Raw genomic sequence first — 22,367 nt, forward strand, 5'->3', positions numbered from 1 at the left:
GAATTGGCGAAGCGGTACCCCGATGTATCGGTGGACCCGACCCCGATCTTCGTCCAGGACGGCACTGTCTGTACGGCCGCCGGTGCGATGGCTGCGATTGACTTGGCTCTTGCCTTTGTGGAGGCGGACATTGGGCGTGACGCAGCGATGATGGTGGCTCGTTACATGGTCGTCTTTCTGCGCCGCTCGGGTGGGCAGTCGCAGTTCAGCGCCCAGATGCGAGCCCAGATCGCAGAGCGTCCGGTGTTGCGCGAGATTCAGCAGCGGATTGCCGATCACCCCGACGCGGACCTGTCCGTGGAGGCGTTGGCTCACCGGGCGAACCTGTCGCCTCGCCAGTTCACACGCTCGTTTTCCAGCGAAACGGGAACCACCCCAGGGTGCTATGTGGCGCCCACACGCCTAGAAACTGTGCGACGCCTACCGGAGGACACGCAGGACGATGTCGGGCACGTCGCTTCCTCCAGCGGTTACTCCACCACGGAAGCGATGCGCCGCGCACTCCAGCGTGCCCTCGGGCTCTCGCCGAGCCAGTGCCGAAGCCAGCACAGCTGAGGGATTTGCCCTGGCCCTCCTGGACGGCTTCCTCCTATGGCGGTCTCGAACAGGGGCCCAACTCACCCGATCATCCAACAGAGTTGGCCATGGTGGTACTGCTGACCTGGTCGCGTAGGTCTCTCAGGAGGTTCGTGGCGTCGTCCACGGCGCTGACCGGCTACCTGCTCAAGGCTGTGGCCCGGCAGCTGACGCAGGCGAGGCCGCTCGACCGGCCGTATCGGTGAATCGGCTCCGCGCAGAGCATGCACGGTCCGATCTCCCATGCGGGGCAGCCAAGTTCCATCGCGATGACGGCACGTTCGCGGACGGACAGACGGCGCATCTGCACCGGACGGCTGGGGGCTCGGTAGGGGGGATGTTGCGGACCCGCACGGCCACGTGTTCTCCGTCGGCACTGGTCACGACGAGTTCATCCAGAGCGGTAGCGCGTTCCTGCGGGACGCACAGGGCGGGCAGGAACCAGCCACTGTGGAATTTGCCGCAGGGGGAACCAGCTTCAGGGCAGGATCGCTCGCTGGTCGCGGTGCACTTCCAGATCTGAAGGTGCCGTACACCGCCTCGGACGATCATCGCCAAGGGCGAGACGATGCGCTGCCAGGGCACGTCGTCGACCCTGGTCCAGGGTGCGCGATCGATGATCTCCGAAGATGCGTCGCCGGTCACCCAGAGGCGCTATGCCGTTCCCGGGTGGCCCAAGTCTTCGAAGGTCAGGTGGATCGTGATGCCGTACTTGGTGTGGTACACCCCGTTCGCCATGGAAAAGACGATAGGCACTCGCGCGAAGTGCGGGAAGGGCGACCGCAGTCCGAGGGCGCAGAAGACCTGAGCCGGGCTGTGGCGCCGCTGATCGGCCGGAAGTTGCACTCCCGCCGCCCGAACCGCGCCCTAGACTGCGACCGCTCCAGAACCTGGCGATCATCGGGAGGGCGTGCAAGATGAACCGAACACTCATCAGTACATTCGCGGCCGTGGCGTTGGTCGTGTCCGGCGGGAGTGTCGCCACCGCTTCCGACGGCGCTCCGCCGCGCACCACGCACGGCCCTTGCCAGTACACGCAGACCCCGGACGAGCCACCGGCGCGCACTGTTCCGCTGCCGCCCGACCCGCGGCGCACCCCCAGTCGTGGCACGGTCGATATGGCTGTTCCGACCAGCCGGGGCGCGCTCCCGCTGCACTTGGACCGGGCCAAGGCGCCGTGCACGGTCCAGAGTTTCCTGCACCTGGCACGGCATGGGTTCTACGACCGCACGGTGTGCCACCGTCTGACGGCGTATCCGACGCTGAAGGTTCTGCAGTGCGGCGACCCGACCGGTACGGGTGAGGGCGGGCCCGGCTACAAGTACAAGGACGAGCTGCCGGTGGACCTGCCGCCGGCGCCGACCGATCCGACCGGCGCGCGCCGTCTCTATGGGCGCGGCCTGCTGGCGATGGCCAACGCCGGGCCGGGTACGAATGGTTCACAGTTCTTCGTCGTTTACGGCGACTCCGCGCTGCGACCGAACTACACGGTGTTCGGCACGGTCGGCGCCGACGGCCTCAAAACACTCGACAAAGTCGGCGCCGGAGGCATCGAGCCGACTGCGGACGACCCGGCACCGGTCGACGGCACCCCCGTGCTGCGGACCGAGCTGCTTCGCGTCCGGCCGTCCTGCTGGCATTGACGCACCGCGACGTGGCCGCGTCCGCTATGAGCATGCCTGGCGCCTGTGGCTGCCTGGGGCGGACATGCTGGCCGGGTGAAGCGCCCGGGTGCGGAAGCGGAGGGATCCGACTCTTGTGCCCGGACTGCTCCGGCCGGGGCCGGACTCCGGGACGGGCAGAGCCAGATGCCGGGCCATGGAGCCCCGAGCGTATTCAGCCGGCGGCCGTCGCCGATGCCCCTCGGGCCGCCCCGGCCGGCGTCCGGGAGGCCCCCGGATCGTCTCGTGGTCCTGGGTGACGGGTCTGTCGCGCCCGGACGGGGTGCGGCGTACGGAGTCGGTCCGCCGGCGAGGTGAGTTGGCCGGCCGGGTGAGGCGATGGAACGGGGCCGGTGAGGCAGGGGTGCAGGCGGAGCGGCTGCCCCGGCGTGCAGGAACGCGGGGGACGCACACGAGTCCTTGCCGGCTGATCGGGCTGGAGGGCGAAGGGGCGTCGGGCTGCTGCCGTCGGGACTCGTTGCCCGGGGACGGCGGTATGAGCGCCGACGCCGAGGGCTTGCCGGGCGGCCCGGGTTCCCGGCCGGGGAGGGGGCCGGGGCGCGGGGTGCCAAGGTGCCGTACGGATCCGGGCGGCAGCCCGTCGTGCGGGCGAACCTGCCGCACGCTGCCGGGGGAAAGGGCAGCATGCGGCGGGTTCGCTCCAGAAGGCCCCACCCGTGGGGGGTTCTTTCTCCTCTCACCCGACGCGGCCGACGGGGAGGCCCCGGATCAGATGCCGCAGGAGGGCGCCGACCAGAATCGGCTCGGCCGGTGGTCCACGTGGGTGTGGTCGTCGTGGCCCGGGTAGCCCGGCCCGAGGATGCCGGCGAATCCGTGGTTGCGTGCGGCCTGGGCCAGCTTGCACAGGGAATGCGGTCCGGCCGCGAGGTCAGCCGAGTCTCCGTACAGGTGGCGGCTGTCGGCTGCGCCGCCGACCGCCGCGTTGCAGGCGCGTGAGCGGAAGCCGCTGGTCACTGTGATCGGCGCATCGCCGAGCGCGTGCCGCATGGCCTGCAGCTTCCACATGGTGCGCAGGGCATTGGACTTGGCCGTGGCAGCGGAGACCGCGCCTCCGGACCATGTGGTGTTGCAGTCGTTCAGTTCCGCGTACGAGAAGTTGACGGGTGTGCAGTCGTTGTCCTGCAGGGCGTAGATCTTGCTGAAGGTGGCGCTGTCGGCGACGCCGTTGGCGGGCAGCCCGTAGGCCTGCTGGAAGCGGGTGACCGCGGCCGCTGTCGCGGGGCCGAAGGCGCCGTCGATGCCGAGGACTCCTCCGGAGCCGGGATAGCCCGCGACCCGGATCTGCAACTGGGTGACGTCCGCCCCGGAGGATCCCCGTGCCAGGGTGCGCGTCCAGGTGAAGCAGCCGTCGGCATGGGCGGCTCCCGCCGTGGCCACGGTGGTGACGAACAGGCTCACGGCGACCAGCAGCACGGCCAGGAACGGTGTGAAGAGGCGACGGGTCATGAGGGGCTTCTCCCTGGTTCGTTGATCGGAGGGACGCGTGAATCGAGGGACGGGTGGTGAGGAGGAGCGTCGGAGTCGTCGACCCTGGAGGAAGAAAGGTTCGCGGCCGTCATCGCCGCCCGAAGGAGCTGGATGCCGTGCGGACTGCTGGGATCGAGCCCGCTGAACTCCCGGATTTTCTGGAGGCGGTAACTCAGGGTTCTTCGGTGGATGTTCAACGCATTGGCGGTCCGTTCCCGGTCCAGCTCGTGGAAGAACAGCTCGTCGAGGGTGAGACGCAGATCGGTCCCCCTTTCGAGCGGTCCCAGGAAGTCGACGAGGCGGTTCTGCAGTGCCGGCTGTCGGGAGATGGCGAGCTCTATCACCAGTTCGGCCGCCTTGTAGGGGCGCGCCTGTGCATCGGGCATCGCCACCACCACGGACATGATCTGCCGCAGCTCTCGCAGCGTTTCGGGTACCGATCCCACCGTGGTGGCCAGGGCCTGGGCGGCACGTACGGATCGCACCTTTCGAGATGCTGCGGTCACCAGCTCGGCGGACAGCGCTTCCGCGGCGTCCTCGTCACCGTTCACCGGTAGCAGCACCAGCATCTCGTCCCGCCGCGCCTCGGTGGACCAGAGGATTCCGGGCGAAGACCCGAGCACGCCCCGGCTCGCGTCCAGCGCACGGTCGAGGGCTCCCTCCTCCTGCAAGAACCTGCAAATGAGGATGAGATAGCCCTCGGGGAGGAGGATGCCCGCCGCCGCGGCCATCGCCGCGGACTCGGTCGACGCGCGTAGCACCTCGGCAAGGAGCTGACGGCGGGCCTGGATGGTCTCTCCCCGTTCGACGCGAGCCGTGTCGTGGTAGCCCGCCATGGCGGCCGCGAGGATCCGGGCGTTCTCCTGAGCCCCGTACGTGATCAGCTTTGCGAACTCTGCGTAGTTCTCGGAGTTCGCCACCGACAGAACGTCTCGCAGGCCGGCCAGATGTCCCACCTCGAATGCGTCTCGCACGTCGGACGCGGAGAACGAGTCGAAAAGGCACCGGCGCGCCCCCATGTTCCGGAAGACCTCAAGATCGGAGTCGAGGAGGGGAGCTCGGCCGTTGTCGAACATGTCGAGCATGCGGACCGTAGCGAAATCCAGTTCAGCCGGGATCTCTTTGGGGCGTTTCGCATGCAGCTGCGCCACTTTGGGGATTTCGCTCGCCGTCATTTCGAGGACCTTCGAGACAGTGACGTCACGTCGCGCCTTCAACTGCCGGACGAGTTTGGAACCGTTGATGTGACACACCTCTATCGACACCGAAGGAACGCCCGAATCGCACCAGAATGGAGCGGGCGGCCCGAGCTCTGACTGGTAATTTCCAGCACATAGATGCCAATTCGCGAACGCCGAGGGGGTGATCGCCGACCTGCGGGAGAGACTCAAGGGCCTTCCGCCCGGCCGGACATGGCGGTTCACGCCCATCCCGGAAAGCCCGGGCATACAGGTACAACAAACCGTGGTTCCGCTTCATTTCGGCGGCGATGCCAGCCGCCTGGCGGGCCGTCCGGGAAGGCAGTCGCGGGGAATGAAGTACCACCCCGGCCGGCCGACGCCGTCGGGGCTGTCGGCCCGCGGGGCGCGGATCATCACCCACTTGACGTCGCGCGAGACATGGCGCCACAGGACGGTCTGACCGAGGGCCGTCCGGCCGTTCAGTGGCGAACTGGCCGCCGTGGGAACCCTTCCAGGGCTGCACGTTGCCGTAACCCCTGACGTGCGATCCGTCCCAGGTCCGGCACCCGGCCCGTGCGACCGTGGCCACGGCCGCACGGGCCGGGTGCCGGACCTGGCCGTTGGTGAACAGCGAGGTCGACAGCGTGGCAGAGGCGCCACAGCCATCGGCGGCGGACGCGCAGCCGGCGACCGCTCCGACGCGTCTCGACATGGACATTCCTTCCCCCTGGCATGAAGTGGATACCGGGTGACGGCCCGACAGCATGGTGACGCGGCTCGGCATTACGCAGCAGCGGTCAAAGCGGTATTCCCGCCGCCATCCGCGGCGACCGCGCGCACATTCCTCTGCGGAAGAGCAACCAGGAGGTGTTTCGGCCCCCTTTCATCGGGATCAGTGTCGTGCACCTGACAGATGAGCCCAGCATTCATGACGGCAGTCACGACAGGCAAGGGTTGCAGGGAAGAAGATCCGTTCCCGAAGGCGCTTTGCGCAGACGGGTAATTGTCGGACCGTCAGGTCTTCCTGGATGCGCATAGGCCGATGCCGCCGTACGTGATGCACTCCTGCCGATGCGCCGCCCGCTCAATCGCGGGCCGCCAGCTCCCGGAGGTAGCGAGTGATACGTCGCATGTCCGCATTCCTGACCATTCCGGCCGCCACCATGCTCGCCTGGGCCGGTGCCACAGCGACGGCTTCGGCGGCTCCCGCCGACAAATCCCAAGTCCTGTCCAGCTGGACCCAGACCAGCGCCACCAGCTACAGCGCCTTCATCTCGGCGCGCAACAACCAGGGTTCCTGGGCGGCGTACGGCTTCGACTGGTCCACGGACTACTGCTCCTCGTCGCCCGACAACCCGCTGGGCTTCCCGTTCAACCTCTCCTGCGCCCGGCACGACTTCGGCTACCGCAACTACAAGGCCGCCGGACAGTTCGACCCCAACAAGCCCCGGTTGGACACCATGTTCTACGAGGACCTCAAGAGGGTGTGCAGTTCAAACGGGTACGGCGCCACGAAGAAGGCGTCCTGCAACAGCCTCGCCTGGACGTACTACCAGGCGGTCAAGCAGTTCGGCTGACCTGCGGGTGCGCAGACGCGGCCAGGCGGCCGGTGCCGTCCGGGTCGGCGGGGTGCGAGAGGCTCGCGCAGCATCTCGAAGAGCAGATGGCGGTTCGCCGGACCGCTCGCACGTAGCTGCGCCGGGGTGCTCGCGGACCGATCCGTGCCGCAGTCGAGGGGAACGCGGCGTAGCGGGATGCACACCGGGCGTGGCCGGGTGGGTGCGGCAGGGTTTCGGCGGCGGCTCCCTGCTGCCGAGATGTGCCGGAAGTGCAAGCCGTCCGGTACGCGGCCGGTCTTCCCGCCCTCCCCGCGCCCGGCACGCTCCTCGCGCCGAGGTTCCGGCTCCGGGCCGGATGCCGATGCGGGACGGTTCCGGAGCGCCGGGCTCGACCGAGCGAGATGGGGGGCGGCCCGCTGCAGGTGCGGGCCGCGCGATATCCGGAGGGCCGAACGACCGCCCCGCGCTCTCGGAGGAACGCGACGCGACGCGAGGCCGTCACGGCGGGGACGTGTGGCGCGGCCGGGCCGGGGAAGGTGCTAGAGCATACCTCCCGATACCGGACATGGAGGACGGTTGTGGCGGCACGCATACGCAATCCCCTGCAACAGCAGCAGGCCGACCGGCCCCCTCCCGTCGGCCCCTTCCGATCGCGCGTCGTGCTCCGCGTCAACGGCCGGACTCACGTCCTCGACCTGGACAACCGCGTCACCCTTCTCGATGCCCTGCGGGAGCTGCTGGACCTGACCGGTTCCAAGAAGGGCTGCGACCACGGGCAGTGCGGAGCCTGCACCGTCCTCGTCGACGGTCGGCGCGTCAACAGCTGCCTGCTGCTGGCCGTGACCCTGGACGAATCCGAGATCATCACCGTCGAAGGGCTTGCCGCCCCCGACGGCGCCCTCACCCCCCTTCAGCGGGCCTTCCTCGACCACGACGCCTTCCAGTGCGGCTACTGCACTCCCGGCCAGCTCTGCTCCGCCGTCGGCGTACTGCGGGAAGCCGCCGCCGGACACCCCTCGCACGTGACGGACGCGGCCACCGCAGCCGACACTGCCCGCCCGGTCGTCCTGAGCCCCGAAGAAATCGCGGAGCGGCTCAGCGGAAACCTCTGCCGCTGTGGCGCCTACAACGGGATCGCGGACGCCGTGGCGGCCTGCGCCGCCCCTGCGACCCCCGAACGGACCCCGCCACCGACCCCACGCCGGACGTGATCGCGTGAAGCCCTTCGCCTACATAAGGGTCACGAGCCTCCAGGAAGCGGCGGCCGCCTACGCGAGCCACCCCGGCTCCCGCTACATCGGCGGAGGCACGAACCTGGTCGACCTCATGAAGCACGGCGTGGAGACCCCCGACGCGCTCATCGACCTCACCCGGCTGCCCCTTCGCGACATCCAGGAGCTGCCCACAGGAGCGCTCCGGGTCGGAGCCGGCGTGTCCAACACCGATCTGGCCGTGCACCCCCTGGTCCGGACCCGCTACCCCGCCCTGTCCCAGGCCCTCCTGGCCGGCGCGTCCGGACAGCTGCGCAACGTCGCCACCACCGGTGGGAACCTGCTGCAGCGCACCCGGTGCCCGTACTTCCAGGACGTGTCCAAGCCCTGCAACAAGCGGGAACCCGGTACCGGCTGCGCAGCCCGCAACGGAGTGCATCGCGACCATGCCGTGCTCGGCCACTCCGCGCACTGCATCGCCACCCACCCCTCGGACATGGCAGTGGCCCTCACCGCCCTCGACGCCGGTATCGAGCTCTACGACGGTGAGCACGGCACCCGTGAGGTGGCGGCGGCCGACTTCCACCGGCTCCCCGGCGAGCACCCCGAACGGGACACAGTCATCCGCCCGGGCGAGATCGTCACCGCCGTGCTCCTGCCCCCGGCCGCGCCCGGAGCCGTCTCCCTCTACCGCAAGGCCCGCGACCGCGCCTCGTACGCCTTCGCGCTCGCCTCGGTGGCCGCCGTGCTCGAAATCGACGACGGCCGCGTACGCCACGTCGCCCTTGCCTTCGGCGGTCTCGCCCACCGGCCCTGGCGCGCCAGGACCACCGAGGAACGGCTCACCGGCGCCGTACCCACCGACGAGGCCGTCCGGGAAGCCGTGGACGCGGAGCTGACCGCGGCCCGGCCCCTGCCCGGCAACGCCTTCAAGGTCGACCTCGCCCGCAACCTTGCCCGCGACGCCCTCGGGGCGCTGGTCCGCTCCGCCTCCGGAGCCCCTCCCGCCCGCCCCCGGCCGTGACCGCCCCAACTGCAAAGGGGACCCGCGATGCCCACCACGCCCGACAGCCCGTCCGCCCTCGGCAGCCCGGCACGGCGCAGCGAGGGACGCGAGAAGGTCACCGGAGCCGCCCGGTACGCCGCCGAACACACACCGCCCGGTTGTGCCTACGCCTGGCCGGTGCCCGCCACGATCGCCCGCGGCCGTGTCACCTCGGTCGACACCGCGACCGCCACCGCCGTACCCGGAGTGTTCGGCGTACTGACCCCGTACGACGCGCCCCGCCTCGGCGCGGCCGACGACCCCACCCTGCACCTCCTCCAGGACCTGGCCGTGCCGCACCGCGGCTGGTACGTGGCGCTGGCCGTCGCCGACTCCCTGGAGGGCGCGCGGGCCGCAGCCGCCGCGGTACGCGTCAGCTACGAGACCGCCCCCCACGACGTCACCCTCAGCGTCGACCACCGGCGCGCCTACACCCCCGAAGAGGCCAACGGGGGCCACCCCGCACATCGCGAGCAAGGGGATCCGGACGCGGCGCTCGCCGCCGCCCCCGTACGGATCGACTGCGCCTACGCGGTGGCGCCCCTGCACAACCACCCCATGGAACCGCACTCCGCCCTCGCGGACTGGGACGAGCAACGCCACCACCTCACCGTGCACGACTCCAGCCAGGGCGCCGGCCCCGTACGTACGGCGCTGGCCGCACTGCTCAAGCTGACCGACGAGGAGGTCACCGTCGTCTCCGAGCACGTCGGCGGCGGATTCGGCTGCAAGGGCACCCCGCGGCCGCACGTGGTCCTGGCGGCGATGGCCTCGCGTCACTACGGCAGGCCCGTCAAACTCGCCCTCCCGCGCGCCCACCTGCCCGCCACCGTCGGCCACCGCGCGCCCACCCTGCACCGCATCCGGCTCGGCGCCCGGACCGACGGCACCCTGACCGCCCTGACTCACGAGGTCACCACCCACACCTCCCGCGTCCGCGAGTTCGTCGAACAAGCGGCGGTGCCGGCCCGCGTCATGTACGCCGTCCCCGACATCCGCACGTCCCACCGGGTCGTCGCCCTCGACGTACCCACCCCGTCGTGGATGCGCGCCCCCGGCGAGGCACCGGGCATGTACGCCTTGGAGTCGGCGATGGACGAGCTCGCCGACACCCTCGGCATCGATCCGATCGAGCTGCGCGTACGCAACGAACCCCGCACCGAACCCGACAGCGGCCTCCCCTTCAGCAGCCGTCACCTCGTCGAGTGCCTGCGCGAGGGCGCCGAGCGCTTCGGGTGGGCAGCCGGCCGAGAGCCCCGTCGGCAGGGACCGCACCTCATCGGGAGCGGAGTGGCCGCCGCCACCTACCCCGTTCTCATCGCGCCCTCCACCGCCCGTGCGCACGCCTTCCCGGACGGCCGCTACCTCGTCGAAATCAATGCCACCGACATCGGAACGGGCGCCCGCACCGTCCTGGCCCAGGTGGCAGCCGATGCCCTGCGGGTTCCGCTCGACCGTGTATCCGTTGCCATCGGGCACACCGGCCTGCCCGCGGCCTCGCTCGCCGGAGGCTCCTCGGGCACCGCCTCCTGGGGGTGGGCCGTCCACAACGCCTGCACTGCCCTCACCGCGCGCCTTGAGCGCCACCACCATCCCCTGTCGGCCGAGGGACTGTCCGCGTCCGCCGACACCACCCAGTCCGCCAAGCAGAAGTCCCCGTACTCCCGGCACGCCTTCGGTGCGCACTTCGCCGAGGTGCGGGTCGACACGACCACCGGTGAGGTCCGCGTACCGCGCATGCTGGGCGTCTTCGCCGCGGGCCGCATCCTCAACGCGCTCACCGCGCGGTCGCAGTTCAAAGGCGCGATGGTCATGGGACTCGGCATGGCGCTGACCGAACACAGCACGATGGACGCGGAGTTCGGCGACTTCGCCGAGCGTGACCTCGCCTCCTACCACGTACCGGTCCACGCCGACGTGCCCGCCATCGAAGTCCATTGGATCGACGAACACGACAAGCACCTCAACCCCATGGGAAGCAAGGGGATCGGCGAGATCGGCATCGTCGGAACGGCGGCCGCGATCGGAAACGCGTTCTGCCGCGCCACGGGCCACCGTCTGCGTGAACTCCCCCTGACGCCGGACCGCGTACTGACCGCACTGGGCCGTGCCGACTGAGACGCGCGTCACGAGGGCCGCCCCGGATGCCCTGCGGAGATCCGGAAGCCCGCGTGGACCCGGGTCGTGGCGCTGTACGAGGCCGCGGGCATGAAGTGGCAGGCATGAAGTCGGGGCTTTGAAGCATGCGCGATCCATGGAATGTGTGCTGTACCAGGAACGGTCGGGCAGGGCGGAGACAGTCGAGTGCGGGCTGGAGGACGAGGCCTGCCGAACGGTGTTGAAGCGACTGCGCGGGCTCGGCGACGGCGAGTTTGGCTGGGTGCGTCTGGTCGACCCGTCCGAGGAGGAGCTGGTCCAGCTGGCCGAGGAGCTGGGCCTGCACCCGCTGGCCGTCGAGGACGCCGTCCAGGCGCGGCAGCGCCCCAAGATGGAGCGGTTCGGCGAGGTCCTGGCCATTGCGCTCAAGACGCTCTGGTACGTCGAGGAGGAAGGGGCGGTGGAGACCGGCGAGATGATGCTCTTCATCGGGCCCCGCTACGTCCTCACCGTCCGCCACGGCGACATGGACCCGGCTGCCGAAGCGGCCCGCCGACTGGACGCCGAGCCGTCCATGCTGCGCTTCGGCCCGCTGTCCGTCCTGCACGCCGTCCTCGATGTCGTCGTCGACGCCTACGGTGAGGCCGCCGAGACGGTGCGCGGAGCGCTCGACCGGCTGGAGGACCGGGTCTTCTCGTCCGCCCGCGTCGACCACACCGAGGAGATCTACTCGCTGAAGCGGGAGATACGCGAGTTCCGTGACGCCGTACAGCCGCTGGTCCCGGTTCTGCCCGGCCTGCTGAACGGGCTCGGTGAGCAGGAGCGGCCGGCCAAGGTGATCCCGTACTTCCGTGACGTGACCGATCACCTCCACCGCACCGACATCGAGGTTCGGACGCTCGACGAGCTGCTGAACTCGGTCCTCGACGCGCAACAGGCCCGGGTGGGTACCTGGCAGAACGACGACATGCGGCGCATCTCCGCCTGGGCTGCGATCTTCGCGATCCCCACCATGGTCGCCGGCGTCTACGGAATGAACTTCGCGCACATGCCGGAACTCGGCTGGCGCTTCGGCTACCCGCTCGCCGTGTGCCTCATGGCCGTGGCTTCGGGCCTTCTTCACCGCGCCTTCCGTCGCAACGGCTGGCTCTAGTAGTGCCTTGTTACCAGGTCTTGTCACGTCGGGTGTTCGGTCGTTCGCTGGCTGTATGAGGGCTGGGGAGCTTGCCGCGGTGCGGGTCCGGTTGGAGGAGTTCACTTCCGAGGTGTTCGCGCCGTTGGTGCGGCGGGACTGGCTGGCGAGCCGCGTCCGGACCGAGGAGGCCTTGCGTCGCCTGGGGGAGTGTCGGGCGCGTCGCGTGACGGCTCCCGAGGACATCGCCGCCTTGCCGTACCGGCTCCGTAGCGGGGACGGTTCCGACTCCCGAACCGGTCGAACCGGTCGAACGGGCCGATCCGCGAGGAGTGAGCGGAGAGGCTGAGGGTAGCCGCCGAGTGCCCGTCCTTGTGCCTGCGTGCCGGACCGGACCGGACCGGTGCCTGTGGCAGGCGGGGCGGTTATGAGGAGGTGCACGTCATGTCCGCATCGAACCCGGCCTCCGACCCTGACCCGCGCCGGTTGATTCCGCCCGGTGCCCGAGAAGGAGGAGGCGTCCCGCCGGGCGAAACCCCGCCCGGGGAGTCGAGCACCGGTACCGGGGCCGGACCGTACAGGCCCCTGTCACGCGGCTGGGGCAAGGGCCCCTTGGTGCTCATCTGCCTGATCGCGTTGGTGTTCGCCCTGTTCTTCCTCGCCTACGCCATCATCCTGAACATCTGAGCCCCAGCGGTACGGGGAGGACAGGGACCATGTCACCGGACACCGAGACGTACGGGATGCCCGGCGCTGCCGCCGCCGCGGACCGGCCGCCGGCCGTGTACGACGAGCGGCTCTACAACGCGGCTGCGAGCGAGCTCGCGCGCTGACGCCGGGCCGGGGAACCCTGACGGCCTTCTGGCACGCGGCTGGCTCCCCGCCCGACGTCGCGCACCCGTCGTCCGCGTGACCCGCGGCGACGGCCAGGGGAACGGAGGCGTGGACGCCGCGGGGTGCGCTCCGGCTCCGATCCTGAGGGTGCGGCGGGGCGGCGCCACGCGGTGGCCTCGGCCGCCGAGGCGAACGGCTGCTGGACCGCTGCCACGGGCGCGGTACCACTGCGCAGTGCCGCTCGCTGCTGGAAGTCAGCGACGCCTGGCCCTACTTGGTCCCGGACGAGGTCGGCAGAAGAGCACCACCGGGAATACGGATCAGGTGCTCAGTGGCGGTAGGCGGTTGTCGCGGTCTCGACGAAGGATCGGATCAACGGGTTGGTGTCGCCCTCGTTCCACGCCGCCACCACTCGGCTCGGAGGCATGTCGGTCAGCGGCACCACGGCCAGCTCCGCGGACAGGTCGTGTCCGAGCGGGGCCAGGCCGACCGTGCCGTTCCACAGCACCGCCTGCAGACACTCCTGGACGGCACGTACCACTGGGCCCTCGCGCGGTGTGCCGCCGTTCCAGTACGACTGCCAGGCGGGGTCGGTGCCCCGCGGGAATTGGAACCAGTGGCGGTCGCTCAGCTCGGCCAGTCGTAGGCCGTCGCGGCGGGCCAGCGGATCGTCGGCGCGCAGGACCACGCCGACGGGATCGGTCCGCAGCGCACGGACCGTCAGGGCGGTTTCGTCGAACGGCGCCCTGGTCAGGGCGACGTCGACCAGTCCGGCGCGCAGCCCGCACGTCGGGTCGGTCAGATCGGTCTCACGGATGCGGATGTCGATGTCGGGGTGTTTTCGACGATAGGCGGCGGCCAGCCTGGACACTCCCCGGTCTGTGCCGTCGCCCAGGATGCCGATGGTGATGGCCGCGGCGCCGGCCGCCGCGCTCACGCGTACCCGGACGCGGTCGGCATGGTCGAGCAGGGCCCGCGCCTCGTCGAGCAGCACCGTGCCCACCGGAGTGAGCGTGACGCCGGTCGGCGAGCGGGCGAAGAGCAGGGCTCCGACTTCGGCTTCCAGCCGCTTGACCGCCCGGCTCAGCGGCGGCTGGCTCATGTGCAGTCGGGTGGCGGCCCGGCCGAAGTGCAGTTCCTCGGCGACCGCCACGAAGTAGCGCAAGGTACGAAGCTCCACGCTGCAACGATACCCGCCGGGTATCGGCGCCGTGGAACGGGTCTTGGACAGTGAAGCAGCTCGGGCAGTGCACTGGTGAGCATGACCGAACAGGCACGAAACACCGAGCCGCGGACCGGAATCGCCCTGTCCGTGGTGGGTCCGGGCGAGGGCGAGAGGATCGTTCTGGGCACCACGCGCATGCGCGTCCTGGAGGACGGCAGCCACACCGGGCACCGCCTCGCGATCACCGAGTCCGTCCTCGCCCCGCACACCCAGGGGCCGCCTCAGCACCGCCACGGCCTGCACGACGAGGGCTTCTACGTCCTCTCCGGCACCGTCCGGTTCACCGTAGGGGACGAGGACCACGACGCCACCACGGGCACGCTCGTGATGGTTCCTCCCGGTACCCCTCACACCTTCGCCAACCTGACCGACCGGCCCGCCGTCCTGCTCAGCACCTTCACCCCCGACCTGTACGTGCAGTACTTCCGAGACCTCCAGGAGGTGCTCGCCGGCGGCCGGCCGCTGACACCACAGGCCACCATCGACGCGATGAGCCACTACGCGACCGAGCCCGCCACCGACCGCGACTGAAACCGACGGCATGGCACGCCCCGGCCCGGCCACCTTTCTCTTCAGCAGGCCAGGCGGCGTCCCCTCGAACGGCTGCCCCAATATGCCCCAATCTGCCCCGGCCTGCCCGAGCCTGCGCGGGCGCTCTTCTGACACGCAACACAATCGACGGGTCCCCGTGAACCGGTGGACCACGAACGGGAACCATGAACATCGCCTACTGGATCGTCGCGGGACTGCTCGCGCTCTTCTACTTCTACGCAGGCACCCTGAAGGTGATCCGCAGCCGCGATCAACTCCGACCGATGATGACCTGGGTCGACCGGATACCCCTGCCCGCCCTCAGGGCGCTCGGCGCGGTCGAAATACTCGGCGCGACCGGCCTGGTACTGCCGCCGCTGACCGGCATCGCTCCCTCGCTGGCGCCGGCCGCGGCCATCGGCTTCGTACTCCTGCAAATCGGCGCGATCACCGTCCACCTGAGCGGCCGGGACCGCCGGATCGCACTCAACGCCGGACTCACCGTAACCGCGGCCGTGACCATCTGGCTGGCCGTCCGGCTGTGACCAAGCACGGTCTTCGACCGGGGAGTGCGGCTGCCGGGCCGGCCCGGCCCGGCCTCACGGCCGCTGTCACTTCTCGGTGCGGCACCGGGCGACTCGATGCGGCACCCGGCGCCGTCGCACCGGGCGGGAGGCCGGGCCGCATCCCGTTTCGATCAGGTGTCGGGACCGACATGCGGTGTCGGTCAGCCATCGGCGGCTGCCGGTTCGACGTCGGTGGCCTGTCGGTGAGGTCCGGCAAGGTTCCAGGAACGGCCGACCAGAACTCGCTGGGCGGCCCCGATCCCCAGGAGTCACCATGCACATGCCCGTCACGATCATCGGCGCCGGACTCGGCGGACTCACTCTGGCCCGCGTCCTGCACGTCCACGGAATCCCGGCCACGGTCTACGAGGCGGAGTCCTCCCCGGCCATGCGCACGCAGGGAGGCCTGCTCGACATCCACGACTACGACGGACAGCTCGCCCTCGAGGAAGCCGGCCTGATGGACGACTTCCACGCCATCGTCCTGGAGGGCCGCCAGGCAATGCGGGTACTCGACCACGACGGGACCGTCCTGTTCGACAAGGCCGACGACGGCACGGGCAGCCGCCCCGAGGTGCACCGCGGCGAGTTACGGCAGATCCTGCTCGACTCGCTCCCGGCCGGCACGGTCCGGTGGGGGCACAAGGTCAGCAGCACCCGCACCGTCGGCCCGAGCCGCCACGAGGTGACGTTCACCGACGGCGGCACCGTCGTCACCGGCCTGCTGGTCGGCGCGGACGGCGCCTGGTCACGGGTACGGCCGCTGCTCTCCGAAGCCACACCTGAGTACGCCGGCACGTCGTTCGTCGAGACGTACCTGTTCCACGCCGACACCCGCCACCCGGCCACCGCGAAAGCGGTCGGCGGCGGGATGCTGATCGTGCCCGCGCCGGGCAGGGAGATCTTCGCTCACCGGGAAAGCGAAGACACCCTGCACGCCTACATAGCCCTGAGCAGGCCGCAGGAGTGGTTCGCCGCCATCGACTTCACCGACGCCGCCGCGGCCACCTCGTCCATCGCCGCCGAGTTCGACGGCTGGGCACCGGAACTCACCGCGCTGATCACCGACGGCGATACGGCGCCGGTCCTGCGCCCCCACTACGCTCTGCCCACCGGGCACCGGTGGGACCGGGTTCCAGGAGTCACCCTGCTCGGCGACGCCGCCCACCTCGCGCCCCCGAACGGCGAAGGCGCCAACCTGGCCATGTACGACGGCGCCGAACTCGGAAAGGCGCTCGCCGCGCACCCCGACGATGTCGAGGCCGCGCTCACCGAGTACGAGCAGGCCATGTTCCCCCGTAGCTCCGAGCCCGCCACCTTTGAAGGCGGAGAAGTCCCGGGGATCGACGCCGAGCACAACACCGCCCAGGGTCTGATCAACATGATCGCCGAGCAGGGCCGCCAATGAGCCGCTGAGGCACCGCAGTCGTGCTCGCTTCGCTGATCGCGCTCACGCCCGCTCGCGGAGGTGGTTGCTGAAGTCGCTCGGCGCCGCTCCGGCCGTCACGATCACGAGAGGACTTGCGCGAGTACCCCGGTCAGGGTGGCCGCGAGAGTGAACGTCACGGCGAACGCGGAGGCGGCCCGGGCGAGAGCGGCGGGGTACGTGGCGCCGTCCAAGCGTGCGAGCTTGGCGGCGCCGGCGGCGGCCAGCAGCGCGAGCAGGAGAGCGACGACCAAGCCGAGGGCCAGGAGCATCAGATGCGTGGGCGAAGTGGTCACGGGGTCTTCCCTTCCGAGATGGCGGATGAGGGGAACAACATGACCGAAGCGCCGTACGGCGGCGTTCTGGGTGAACCATGATGAACGCATCCGAACAAGGACAGCGCCGTCCGTGAAGGAGCCGCCAGGTGGGGGAGAGCGAAGGCCTGCCGGATGCCCTGGCCGAGTTGAAGGCACGGCTGAGGCTCTTGCATCTGGAGAGCAGACGTGGGCTGTCGATGGCCGGGCTGGCGCGTGAGGCGAGGCGGGGGCGCACCACCGTCAGCCAGGCCCTGCACGGGCCGACCGTGCCCAGCGAAGCAACCGTGGTGGCGCTCGCGCGGGCGCTCGGGACCGATGCGAAGCCGCTGCTGACGTTGCTGGAGCAGGCAAGGCGGCAGCGTCCTGCGCCGGACACGGCGGCGCACGGACCGAGCGGCAGGCGGAAAGCGGCCGCACAGGCCGAGGACCGGCGCCCGCAGCATGCGGAGCAGCGGCCCGGGCAACTGGACACGTACTTGAGAACGGTTGAGCCCACACTCGATGCCCAGCCCTATCCCGGCGTCATCGACGACGGCGTGCCGGCCCTCAGCGCGGTGTACCTGCGCCAGCAGATCCGCTGCCTGGACGAGAAGCCGGACCGGAACAACGCGGACGGCCCGCCACTGGTGTCCAGCGCCGCTACCGTCCCGGCGGACCAGATCCTGACCGGCGCACGCACCTGTGTCGTCATGGCAGGTCCCGGCGCAGGCAAGTCCAGCCTCCTGCGCACCTGGCTCGCCGAAGGTGTCGGGCGCCGCCTGGGCGGAGAAGAACCTGCCGCGCCCGTACCGGTGCTCGTCCCGGCACAGGCCCTGATCGCGAGCGGGAAGGCCCTGCGCGGCGGTAGCCTGCCGGAAGCCCTGACCCGGGCGGTGTCCCGCGAGTACGAGCTCGAGATCCCAGGGCTCTTCGCCTCGCCGCCCCAGCACGGTGTCCCCTGGCTGGTACTGGTCGACGGACTCGACGAGATACCCCGCGCCGAAACCCGCCAGAACCTGCTGCGCCACCTCGCCGTGCACGCCAACGGACCCGACGCGGATCTTTACCGGCTCGTCGTCGCCACCCGTCCGCTGCCACAGGGCGAACTGGACCGGCTCGGCTCCCACGTTCCGCGATTCGATCTGCTGCCGTTCCGACGCGAAGAACTGTCGCGGGTCGCTCACAGCTGGTTCACGGCCCTGGCAGTCCCCGATCCCGTCGGACTCACGAAGCTCTTCATCACCGAGCTGTCGGCCATGGAACAGCTGACCGAGCTGGCCCGCACCCCCCTCATCGCCGGGCTGCTGTGCCAGCTCTACGCCCATCACCGGAGAATGCCCCGCGCCCGGGGCGGGATCTACGACGAGTACGCCGCACTGCTGCTCCTGCAGCACGAACGACGAGCGCAGGACGCGCCCGAGATCCCGGGCATCGGAGAACTCGCCCTCGACATCGCAGGACACATCGCGGCCCGCCGTCTGGCTCCCCAGAACGAACAGAACGAACAGAACGAACAGGACGCCGGCCCGACCCTGACCGGCCTACTGCGCTCCTGGCCCGGCGCATCGCCGGCAGGCATGACACCCAAGGAGACCGTGCTCCGCACCGGCATGCTCACCCAGCGCGCCGGAGAGCTCGAGTTCGTCCATCAGACCCTCCTCGAATACTGTGCCGCGCGCCACGCCACCCGGACGCCGCAGGCGCGCGCCGAGGCGACCGCCCGTCTCTTCGATGACAAGTGGGCTCGGCACTGGCCCTGGAAACCGGTTCCGGACGTCACTCTCCTCGGCACCGGCCAACGGTTCTGGACTCCGCCGGGTGAGAAGGAAACGTCCTACACCGGCTTCCTGCTGGACCGGCTGCTGGCCGACCCGGACGGTGCCGCCCGGGTACAGAAGAAGCTGCTGCGGCTCGCCGGCAGGCGCAACCTGGACGGCTGCCGCTTCCTGGCCGAGCAGAAACGGCTGGGAACCGGTCTGCCGGAGCCCGTCGTCCGAGCCGCCGCGACGTCACTCACCTTCCTCGCCCGGATCACCGACGACGACAGACGCCGTGCGGACCTCAGGGCGAATCCTGACCGCCTGCACCCGGAAACAGACCCTGGGCTGGCGGAGGTGTTTCTTTCCCAGGCCCAGAGGAACCACCGGGTGAGCGCGGCAGAGGCCCTTGGTTGGCTCGGCGGCGAACATGCGGCGGACATTCTGGCCGAACTCGCCGAGGTCCCGTACCTGGCCACCGGCCCGTGGAGAGTGCAGGCCGCCGACAGGCTGGCGGGCGCCGGCGACCCACGCGGTCTGCTGCTGTTGCACCGCCTGGCCACTGACACCCGGCTCCGTGACGATGCGCGGGTCGATGCCGCCGGCTTCCTGGTGGAGCACGGAGATGAGCACGGCGTGGAGCTGCTCCACAACCTGGCCCGTGACGTGAAGCTGCTGCCGCAGGACCGTGCCCTGGCCGTCTCGGTGCTGGCCGCGATCGGCGACCAACCGAGTGCGGACACGCTCGCCGCCCTGGCCGACAGCGCGAGCACATCGCCCGACGTCCGTATGCGCGCGGCCACGATGCTCGCCGTCGTCGACGATGAACGCGGCCCCGACCTGCTCGCGCGCCTGGCCGAGGACATCGACCTGCCCATCGGGACACGCCTGTGTTCGGCCCTGGGGCTGGCACAGTTCGAACCAGCACGCGGCGCGGACACGCTGGCCTCCCTCGCCCACGACAGGACCCTCAAGAGCGCCTGGCGCCTGGCAGCCGTCCGGGAACTCGCCGGCCGCGACCCCGAACGCGCCGCCGCTGTCGTCGCGGTCCTGGCCCACGATCCCACGGTCGGACGCCGCCACCGCCGAAAAGCCGCACGGCTCCTGCGCTGAGGCGAGGGACGTGCCGGCCGCGCGCAGGCTCCGGCCGGTGCCCGGTGGGCCCACCCGGGTCATGGACCTGTTGCGAGTGCCCCGGCCGCCTTCGCCGTAGGCCTACGCGTCCCGGGCGGTGATCCCGCAGCCCGCCGCCCAGGGTGCCAACCGCAAGCGACTCGGCCGGCTCGGCAGCGGGCCTTCGGCCGCGAGGCCTGCCGGCAGCGCAACGCGGGGTCGAACGGTGCACCAACAGGCTCAAGCAATTGGGCGGCCTGGCCACGCGCTACGACAAGACCGCGACCATCTCCCTGGTCGCCATTTGATCTGGTCGCCATTTGATCCGGTCGGCGAGGTGATCCGGAGGAAGCGGCCCAGGTCCGTCGCGGGACAAGGGAGTGGCCGTGCCCGGCCGGACGCTCAGCCCACCGTCACGGTCGGTTCGTGCCGGACGGGGAAGTTCACCGAGTTGGCGATGAAGCAGGCCCGGTGGGCCTCCTCGTGCAGTGCGAGCGCCGCGACCACCATCGACTCCTCGCTGACGGTGATCCGAGGGTGCACCACGGCCTCCGTGAACTGCCCGCCGTCCCCGGCGGTGGCCATCGTTGCGGTCGCCTCGTCGACGTACGAAGTGACCACCACGCCGTTGACCGTGCAGAAGTGCAGGTAGGAGAGCATGTGGCACTGGGACAGCGCGGCGAGCAGCAGTTGTTCGGGGTTCCAGCGCGAGGCATCGCCGTGGAAGGTCGGGTCGGAGCTGCCCAGGATCGCCGGCAGCTCTCCGGCGGCCACCTCGTGTGCCCGTGAGAAGGCGCGGTAGTGGCTGGTGCCGGTGCCGAGGTTGCCGGTCCAGGTGACGCGGGTGGCGTAGGAGTGCAGTCGGGCCATAGCGGCTGCTCCGTCTCTAGATACGGGAGTGGGCGGCGGCGCAGCACAGTGTCCGGGGTGCGGTGCGGTGCGGTGCGGTGCGGGTGCAGGGGCGGCGGCTGCGCCGAGCGGCGCGCGTTGCCGGGCGCCGACCTGGATCGTACGGCCGTCCTGGGAGCGCCGTGCCGTCATACCTCGGCGGCCAGCCGCCGGAAGAACTCAAACCCATGGCCTCCGGGGCCCTTTGGGATGACCGGTCCGGGGACGATGTGCTTGGTGGGCAGGGATGCAGCGGTGTCCAGCAGGATGCTCGGCATGACCATCCGCAACAGTGCGTCGGCCAGGCGTTCGAGAGGCAGGCGCAGCTTGTTCCGCTCGTGCTCGAACGAGGCGAAGAGCGCGGTACGCAGTGACGCGAAGGTCGCCTCGAACTGTCCGGCCCGGCCGGTCTCCCAGGCGGCGGCCAGACCTGGGGACGAGGGCGCGGTCATCAGGGTCACGCGCGCCGCACCGCCGCGCATCACCTCGGCGGCCGCCGTGAGCCGGGCCTCGATGGGCTGGTCCTGCGGGCTCGCAGCGATCAGCGCGACGACCTCTGCAGGGCGGGTGGCCTCCGGAGCGCGGCCGTGAGGATGAGCTCACGGTCCCGGTCGACCCCCGAGCCTTCGATGCGCGGGGACGCGCCGGGTGCGTGTGCCATCCGTCCAGCGTAGAAGGGCGGGCGGGCGCGGGGCCGCAGTGTCCGGGATGTGACGTTGAGCGAAACCGCCCCCGGACGGATGGAGGCCGGTACGGATCTTCCGCTGCGCCCGAGCCTGCCTCGCGCCCGCCCGTAACTGGCCACGGCCGGGCCGGACCCGATCCACGGCCCATAGAGTGAGATAAGGCAAACCTAAATTCGAATCGCGGGCATAGTCGTCCGGGACAGCAGTGGGGCGGTACCGGGATGGTGAGGAATGGACGGGACGCGCGGCGTCCGCATGGTGAGCTCGTCGCGGACGTGCTGGCGATCTTATGGGCGGCAGAGGAGCCTTTGACGCCGCACCAGATCAATGCCGCGCTCGAACGAGACCTGGCCAGGACGACGGTCACCACGATCCTGACACGTCTGCACGAGAAGGGGACGCTCGTTCGCACCCGCGCGGGGCGGGGCTTCGCCTACGCAGCGGCGGATGATGCCGCCGGGCTGGCAGCCGGGCGCATGCGGCAGGAGCTGGAACGGGAGCCGCAGCGTCACCTGGTGCTGAAGCGGTTCGTGTCTTCGCTGTCCGGGGACGACGAGGAGGCATTGCGGCGCCTGCTCCTGGAGCGCGAGCACGGCGATCGACGCTGTCCCGGTTGTGGCCCTGGCCATGCTGACGCGGGTGCATCCATGGGCGCGGCCGCAGCCACGCGCCGGTCGCTGCTGCCGCCGGAGCAGTGCTGACAGGCCGGACAGCACCGGTGGTTCGCCGCTGGTACGGGCACCGTTCGCTGCTCGCGCGCCCGGTCCGTCGCAGGCGAACGAGGTGTCCGGCGACGACCTGTTGGTCCGGGCCTCGCAGGGCTCGCGACGGTGGTGGCCGCATCGGTCGTACTGGGACTGGCCTGGCGTACGGGCTGTACGAGTAGGCGGAAGGCTCGCGGCTCAAGCCCTGCGACGCCGCTGAGACCGTGAGCGTCGACTGCGATGTAGACCAGCCGCCTTGGGCGTGAGTATGGTGAGCCTAGGTTTATTCCACATCCTGCCATCCCCGGAGTGCCGTCTGAGTCCGGGGATATGTGCCCCCGTGACCGGCGTACTGCTGCGGGCTGCGGGAACGACTGACCGCGGCGGGCCG

At 70.4% G+C, this 22,367-nt stretch carries 19 protein-coding genes; 13 read left to right on the forward strand and 6 right to left on the reverse strand.

Annotation, left to right across the window (positions count from 1 at the left end):
* The first annotated feature begins 30 nt into the window (after positions 1–30).
* Both OG753_RS35350 and OG753_RS35355 read left to right on the forward strand, forming a co-directional pair.
* Positions 31–555 carry a GlxA family transcriptional regulator gene (locus OG753_RS35350; protein WP_405791426.1) on the forward strand — a complete coding sequence of 175 codons (525 nt, stop codon included), beginning with the start codon at positions 31–33 and terminating at the stop codon, positions 553–555.
* A gap of 971 nt (positions 556–1,526) precedes the next feature.
* Complete coding sequence (locus OG753_RS35355) at positions 1,527–2,219, forward strand: peptidylprolyl isomerase (protein ID WP_405791427.1); 693 nt, start codon at positions 1,527–1,529, stop codon at positions 2,217–2,219.
* 747 nt (positions 2,220–2,966) lie between these two features.
* Here OG753_RS35355 and OG753_RS35360 read toward each other — a convergent pair.
* Together OG753_RS35360 and OG753_RS35365 are read right to left on the reverse strand one after the other, a co-directional pair.
* Positions 2,967–3,704, reverse strand: coding sequence for a D-Ala-D-Ala carboxypeptidase family metallohydrolase (locus OG753_RS35360; RefSeq protein WP_405791428.1), 738 nt, complete (start codon positions 3,702–3,704; stop codon positions 2,967–2,969).
* Entirely contained in the window at positions 3,701–4,990 is a 1,290-nt protein-coding gene (locus OG753_RS35365) for a helix-turn-helix domain-containing protein (RefSeq protein ID WP_327265865.1), read from the reverse strand. The genes OG753_RS35360 and OG753_RS35365 overlap by 4 nt, the downstream gene beginning before the upstream one ends.
* Positions 4,991–6,069: 1,079 nt before the next feature.
* Between OG753_RS35365 and OG753_RS35370 the strand changes: the two genes are divergently transcribed.
* The 6 genes from OG753_RS35370 to OG753_RS35395 all read left to right on the forward strand — a co-directional run bounded on the left by OG753_RS35370 (position 6,070) and on the right by OG753_RS35395 (position 12,637).
* Positions 6,070–6,483, forward strand: a complete 414-nt coding sequence (locus OG753_RS35370; protein WP_327267026.1) for a phospholipase — start codon at positions 6,070–6,072, stop codon at positions 6,481–6,483.
* Between the two features lie 572 nt (positions 6,484–7,055).
* Positions 7,056–7,676: a 2Fe-2S iron-sulfur cluster-binding protein gene (locus tag OG753_RS35375; protein ID WP_405792928.1), complete on the forward strand. Its 621-nt coding sequence runs from the start codon at positions 7,056–7,058 to the stop codon at positions 7,674–7,676.
* Between the two features lie 4 nt (positions 7,677–7,680).
* Positions 7,681–8,700 (forward strand): xanthine dehydrogenase family protein subunit M, encoded by a 1,020-nt coding sequence (locus OG753_RS35380; RefSeq protein ID WP_327265866.1) that lies wholly within the window; start codon positions 7,681–7,683, stop codon positions 8,698–8,700.
* A gap of 27 nt (positions 8,701–8,727) precedes the next feature.
* Entirely contained in the window at positions 8,728–10,839 is a 2,112-nt protein-coding gene (locus tag OG753_RS35385; RefSeq protein ID WP_405791429.1) for a xanthine dehydrogenase family protein molybdopterin-binding subunit, read from the forward strand.
* Between the two features lie 136 nt (positions 10,840–10,975).
* The gene (locus tag OG753_RS35390) at positions 10,976–11,971 is read left to right on the forward strand and encodes a magnesium and cobalt transport protein CorA (RefSeq protein WP_405791430.1); all 996 of its coding nucleotides are present in this window, start codon (positions 10,976–10,978) and stop codon (positions 11,969–11,971) included.
* Between the two features lie 423 nt (positions 11,972–12,394).
* Entirely contained in the window at positions 12,395–12,637 is a 243-nt protein-coding gene (locus OG753_RS35395) for a DUF6480 family protein (RefSeq protein WP_327265869.1), read from the forward strand.
* A gap of 475 nt (positions 12,638–13,112) precedes the next feature.
* Here the strand turns inward: OG753_RS35395 and OG753_RS35400 are convergent, their stop codons facing one another.
* Positions 13,113–13,964 carry a LysR family transcriptional regulator gene (locus OG753_RS35400; protein ID WP_405791431.1) on the reverse strand — a complete coding sequence of 284 codons (852 nt, stop codon included), beginning with the start codon at positions 13,962–13,964 and terminating at the stop codon, positions 13,113–13,115.
* Between the two features lie 81 nt (positions 13,965–14,045).
* Here OG753_RS35400 and OG753_RS35405 point away from each other — a divergent pair, with 81 nt between their 5' ends.
* The 3 genes from OG753_RS35405 to OG753_RS35415 all read left to right on the forward strand — a co-directional run bounded on the left by OG753_RS35405 (position 14,046) and on the right by OG753_RS35415 (position 16,514).
* Positions 14,046–14,540: a cupin domain-containing protein gene (locus OG753_RS35405; RefSeq protein ID WP_405791432.1), complete on the forward strand. Its 495-nt coding sequence runs from the start codon at positions 14,046–14,048 to the stop codon at positions 14,538–14,540.
* Between the two features lie 185 nt (positions 14,541–14,725).
* Positions 14,726–15,085, forward strand: a complete 360-nt coding sequence (locus tag OG753_RS35410; RefSeq protein WP_405791433.1) for a DoxX family protein — start codon at positions 14,726–14,728, stop codon at positions 15,083–15,085.
* A gap of 295 nt (positions 15,086–15,380) precedes the next feature.
* Complete coding sequence (locus OG753_RS35415; RefSeq protein ID WP_405791434.1) at positions 15,381–16,514, forward strand: FAD-dependent oxidoreductase; 1,134 nt, start codon at positions 15,381–15,383, stop codon at positions 16,512–16,514.
* 101 nt (positions 16,515–16,615) lie between these two features.
* Here OG753_RS35415 and OG753_RS35420 read toward each other — a convergent pair whose 3' ends face one another.
* Positions 16,616–16,828, reverse strand: a complete 213-nt coding sequence (locus OG753_RS35420; RefSeq protein WP_327265874.1) for a hypothetical protein — start codon at positions 16,826–16,828, stop codon at positions 16,616–16,618.
* Between the two features lie 128 nt (positions 16,829–16,956).
* On the opposite strand from OG753_RS35420, the gene OG753_RS35425 reads away from it, so the two are divergent.
* Positions 16,957–19,698 carry an NACHT domain-containing protein gene (locus OG753_RS35425; RefSeq protein WP_405791435.1) on the forward strand — a complete coding sequence of 914 codons (2,742 nt, stop codon included), beginning with the start codon at positions 16,957–16,959 and terminating at the stop codon, positions 19,696–19,698.
* Between the two features lie 402 nt (positions 19,699–20,100).
* Here the strand turns inward: OG753_RS35425 and OG753_RS35430 are convergent, their stop codons facing one another.
* Both OG753_RS35430 and OG753_RS35435 read right to left on the reverse strand, forming a co-directional pair.
* A complete protein-coding gene (locus OG753_RS35430; protein ID WP_327265876.1) occupies positions 20,101–20,568 on the reverse strand; it encodes an OsmC family protein in 468 nt (155 codons plus the stop codon).
* 167 nt (positions 20,569–20,735) lie between these two features.
* Positions 20,736–21,047, reverse strand: coding sequence for a hypothetical protein (locus OG753_RS35435; RefSeq protein ID WP_405791436.1), 312 nt, complete (start codon positions 21,045–21,047; stop codon positions 20,736–20,738).
* A 446-nt stretch (positions 21,048–21,493) separates the two neighbouring features.
* Here OG753_RS35435 and OG753_RS35440 point away from each other — a divergent pair, with 446 nt between their 5' ends.
* Positions 21,494–21,973 (forward strand): BlaI/MecI/CopY family transcriptional regulator, encoded by a 480-nt coding sequence (locus OG753_RS35440; RefSeq protein ID WP_405791437.1) that lies wholly within the window; start codon positions 21,494–21,496, stop codon positions 21,971–21,973.
* The last annotated feature ends 394 nt before the right edge of the window (positions 21,974–22,367 follow it).

The sequence above is a fragment of the Streptomyces sp. NBC_00029 genome, from assembly GCF_045160505.1.
Lineage (GTDB): Bacteria > Actinomycetota > Actinomycetes > Streptomycetales > Streptomycetaceae > Streptomyces.